Annotated in this window: 4 protein-coding genes; all 4 read right to left on the bottom strand. The window is 34.7% G+C overall.

Annotated features, from left to right (window positions below; genetic code table 11):
- Positions 1-118 precede the first annotated feature (118 nt).
- Positions 119-712 carry an alpha/beta hydrolase gene (locus GSA01S_RS09325; RefSeq protein WP_066126896.1) on the bottom strand — a complete coding sequence of 198 codons (594 nt, stop codon included), beginning with the start codon at positions 710-712 and terminating at the stop codon, positions 119-121.
- The gene (locus GSA01S_RS09320) at positions 696-1649 is read right to left on the bottom strand and encodes a VOC family protein (protein ID WP_083513293.1); all 954 of its coding nucleotides are present in this window, start codon (positions 1647-1649) and stop codon (positions 696-698) included. Before GSA01S_RS09320 ends, GSA01S_RS09325 begins: the two co-directional genes overlap by 17 nt.
- A gap of 2 nt (positions 1650-1651) precedes the next feature.
- Entirely contained in the window at positions 1652-2629 is a 978-nt protein-coding gene (locus GSA01S_RS09315; protein WP_066126898.1) for a ring-cleaving dioxygenase, read from the bottom strand.
- Between the two features lie 593 nt (positions 2630-3222).
- Positions 3223-4497 (bottom strand): alpha-amylase family glycosyl hydrolase, encoded by a 1275-nt coding sequence (locus tag GSA01S_RS09310; protein WP_066126894.1) that lies wholly within the window; start codon positions 4495-4497, stop codon positions 3223-3225.
- Between the last annotated feature and the right edge of the window lie 244 nt (positions 4498-4741).

Genomic DNA, 4741 nt, shown 5'->3' with positions numbered 1-4741 from the left:
AGATATGCCTGAACAGAATTAAAAAAGTTTTTGGCCAGCCTTATACAGTGACTCATACTGTTGATATACCTTATATAGCTAGTACAAAAATAAATTTTTAAAGTATTTGCCCAATCACTTATCCAAGCCACTCTTTCACTTGATATAATAACAGCATATTAATCTCATGTGATTGTACCCAAAAGGTAGTGACATCGGCCTTTCGTGATTCGAAAAGGGTTACCACTCGTTCGCTTTCAGAAATTGGCACAATAGGGTCTTGCTTACCCATCGAAATAAAAATCTTTTGGTGTGATAGAGAATGAGTTTCACTAATAGGAACTGGGTACATTGGCGCAATTAAAATAGCTTTGTTAAAGATTGATTGGTCTTTTAATAACAGCTCAATCGCAATATTGGCGCCATTGGAAAACCCTACAATAATAGCTTTACTCAAATCAAACGCATATTTTTCACTTACTTCAATAATAAAGTCTTTTAACACTAATGCTCTTTGCTGTAAATCTTGCACATCATACACACCTTCTGCTTTACGCTTAAAGAAACGTAAAGCTCCGTGCTCATTGACATTTCCTCGAATGCTTAGGACGCCATAATCAGGATTTAATAAATCTGCAATTGGTAATAAGGAATGCTCATCTCCACCTGTTCCATGTAATAAGATAAAAGTGGGGGCATCCATCCTTTTAGCTTTTCTAAATAGATGTTCCATCAATGGCCTCCTTTTTTGATAATGATTGCAGATTAGAAGATGAATACTTGTTTATTCTAGCCGTTATGGGTTCAATTTGAGCTAGTATGTTGTCTCTATCCATCTCAAAATGGGGTGGGATTTGTAATATTTGTCCTAATTTATCAAAGGACTCATCTACTTCTAAGCCTGGATCAACAGTAGCAAATTCAAAAATAACATTCCCTTTTTCTTGTAAATAAATCGATTTAAAATACTTACGATCTTTAACTTCGGTAATGGCAAATTGTTGATCAAAAAAATAGTCTTGCCATGCCAATAATTCTGTTTCAGAAGGTACACTCCAAGCTAAATGGTGGACCGTTCCGGTACCCCAACGTCCTTTACGTAAAGGAGATTCATTGACAATAATATGCTGTGCTAGTGGACTATCCGTTTTAAAATGATGTGGTCCAACCTTTAAAAGTCCTAAATCATTGCTTAATAAGGATTTAGTAGCTGTTGGGTTTTCAGATAAAATCGCCACACCGTGAAAATCATAAATAGCTCTCGTTTCATGCTCTACATCCGTTTCAACTATGGCTAAATCTAAAGAGTGAGGATCACTAAATTCTAAAGTGTCTTGGCCAAATAACTGTGATCGTGTTGTTTCTATGCCTTTAGCAAATAAATAATGTTCCCATTTCTTTAAATAACCTTTAGGCACTCTAAATGCAATCCTACCTATTTGTCCGCCACCTTTTCGGCCATGAGTCGCATGTTGCCAAGGGAAAAAGGTTAATAAAAAACCTGGATTCACTTGCTCATTAGAAAAGTAAAGATGATATACTACCGAATCATCAAAATTAAGGGTTTGTTTTACTAATCTTAATCCTAAAATATCTTGATAAAATTTAATATTTTCATTAATATCACCAACAATCGCACTTATATGATGAATGCCCTTAACTTTTTTCAAGTTTAATCGTGCTCCTTTACCCCACGCCAAACTGTATCAAACGGTCTAACTTGTGCTTCAATCTCTGCTCTCTTAGGCTCTAAAAACGGAGGTAAAGATAATTTTTCTCCTAAGGTTTCATATGGTTCGTCCTGCATAAAACCAGGTCCATCAGTTGATAACTCAATTAAAATATGACCTACACGCGTATAAAGCGCCTCAAAGTAAAAACGATCGACAAATCCAGAACTTCTAATCCCTAACTCATTATAACGATCTAACCAAGCCATCAATGCCTCATGGTCTTTCACTCGGAAGGACACATGATGGACTTGTCCATAGCCTGGCTGACTTTGTCCTGATTCACTATCATTAATTAAGATAACACGACCACCATTACCACCTTCCCCGACTTCCAATAAAGCACGTTCTTCGGTTAATTCGATTGTTTTCATACCATAAACTGTTTCTAAAAAAATGCGAAAGTCTTCAAAATAACTAATCGTAATTTCAATAGGTCCTAAACCAGTAATGGCAAATTCTGCTGGAACCGGCCCTTTCTTCCAAGGAGTCCCCGCAGGAATCCCTTGGTTATGTTCATCTGAAAATAATTGATACTTTTGACCATCCTGTTCTTCAAAAGGTAATACCTTAACCCCATATACTTCAGTAATCGGATCATGTTTTATTCCCATTTTTTCAAAGCGTTTTTGATAGTAGTTTAAAGCTTGATCTTTCGGTACTCTCAAACCAATTCTTGAAATTAAATTAGTTCCTGGTAATCCTTTTGGATTATTGGGAAAATCAAAGAAAGTCATATCGGTTCCCGGAGCCGCAACATCATCGGCATAAAATGTGTGATAAGTATGGATATCATCTTGATTAACTGTTTTTTTTACCAATCTCATCCCTAAAATTTCTGTAAAAAATTGATAATTACGTTCAGCAGAATCGGTCATTGCGGTCACATGATGAATTCCTAATAATTCGTGTTGCATAATAGTCCCCTCTTTCAATAGTTGATTGAATTTTAATTCGAATTCAAATCAATTTGATTACGAATTAAATATTATCGCATATATTTGAATGAGTCAAAGAAAATTAATCCTAATTAGTAATTTAAATAAACACACTTGTGCTACATAAAATTGACAAATTATTGTATCCCATAAGTTTAGTTGACGATTAAGACTTTCCAACATCAAAAAAGCATCTTTTTTCACGCGTAAAATCATTAGCAAAAATAGAAAGCCCTACTAAATGTTGTAGAGCTCTCTTTCTTAATCCATCAATTGCCAGAAGGAATGACAATTTATTCTTTTTCCTTTTTACGATTTTCTAAATAAAGAGACTTGTAAGCTAGGTAAAAACTTTAAAAAATTTGTTTGGTCTAATCTATTTAGTTTATCGTGCAGTGTTGAAGGACCTCAAACTGCGTCTTTCGACTTGTTTGAGGTCTACTCCCAACTGTACGGGGGTAGACAGACGAAGCGAAAATCATTTGATTATCTACTTTTTGCCCACTGCCGCAAAATATATGATGTTAAATAAAAATATCTAAACTACTTGTCTCTTTCAAAATCAGTCATTCTGATTAAATAGAAAAAGCTTGCGCATGAGAAGCGAGTGCTAATTTTCCATTATGAACCGATACTTTATTTCCAGTTACTAAATCACTATACTCGCCATCAGCCATTGGTACATTAACAAAACCTTCTTTTCCTTTGAAAGAACAAACTGCCACAAAATGTTGTGCTTTATCTTGATGTTCCATTACCACTGCGTCTAACTCATCATAAGGAGTTAATTCATAACGAGTGGTTAAGGTGGTTGGAATATATTGCTTTTTAATATCATTTAAATGACGGATTTCTGTTGAAATATCTCGTCCAGCCTGCCAATTAACTGGATCGATATCAAATAATGTTTGTTCGGTAGTTTCTTGAACTTCTTGGCCATTATATAATAAGACAAATCCTTTCTCGAAATATTGGAAAGCCGTCCATTGTAAAAGGTCTTGTTCATTGCCAATTAAATATTTTGCACGTGGGTTATCATGGTTTTCTAAATTACGTGCCTTAATATAATCAACGGGATAAATCACTTCTTGTAAATTCAAGCGATTAATATAGTCGCTTAATTTATTTGTGCCTCTTAAGTAACCATGGAATAAATAATGAACATCATAATCATATAATACATCGAAGGCCTGATACATCTCAGCATCCGCATGAGCGACTGTACCCGCTTGACGTAACGTTTTAATAAATCCAAATTCAACACTTTCAGAAAGCCAGATGAAATCTGATTTAATTTCAGCTACTGCCGCCCGAGCTTCAATCCAAAAATCAATCGGTACTAATGGTGCCACGTCACAGCGGTAACCATCAACATATTTTGCCCAATAACAAAGCGATTCAATTTGATAATCTCTTAATTCACGATGTTGATAATCTAAATCGACAATATCAGTCCAATCACCAACACGGTTACCTCTTTTACCCTCTTCATTATAATAAAACCAGTCGGGATGTTCTTGAACTAATACTGAATCTGGTGAAGTGTGATTATATACGACATCAATCATGACTTTCATACCATTTTCATGTATAGCATCACACAATGCTTCAAAATCTGCTAATGTTCCATATTCTGGATTAATAGCGCGAAAATCGTAATTAGCATAAGGAGAACCATCTTTTCCTTTACGATTGACTTCACCGATTGGATGAATTGGCATTAACCAAATAATATCGACTCCTAGCTTTTTAATTCTTGGTAGTTCAGGAATGATTGCTTGAAAAGTCCCTTCTTTTGAAAAATTGCGTACAAAAATACTATAAATTACTTGATTCGGTTGAATACTCATAAATATTTACCTCCTTGGTTTTGATACTTTCACTTTATCGAATTATATTATCTTAAGCAAACATAAAATATAGGTTAACGGTAACAAAATATAAGCACTTACATTAAGAGCCAAATCTAGTAAGAGGACAAAAAAGAGAAGTAATACAAGAGATCGCTTTTAAGGCTCATTGTAAAAATGGTGCGAGGCTGGGCAAAAATTTTTAAATTCTGTTCAAGCATATCTATTTAATGCAAAGCGCAGT

The organism is Globicatella sanguinis NBRC 15551 (assembly GCF_001552295.1).
GTDB lineage: Bacteria > Bacillota > Bacilli > Lactobacillales > Aerococcaceae > Globicatella > Globicatella sanguinis.
The sequence above is the reverse complement of the archived record's forward strand: the minus strand, read 5'-3'. Positions and strand labels throughout refer to the sequence as shown.

What these genes read in the sequence shown, in the direction of transcription:
- GSA01S_RS09310 (WP_066126894.1), bottom strand. Translation starts at nt 4,497, where the DNA reads ATGAGTATTCAACCGAATCAAGTAATTTATAGTATTTTTGTACGCAAT.
- GSA01S_RS09325 (WP_066126896.1), bottom strand. Translation starts at nt 712, where the DNA reads ATGGAACATCTATTTAGAAAAGCTAAAAGGATGGATGCCCCCACTTTT.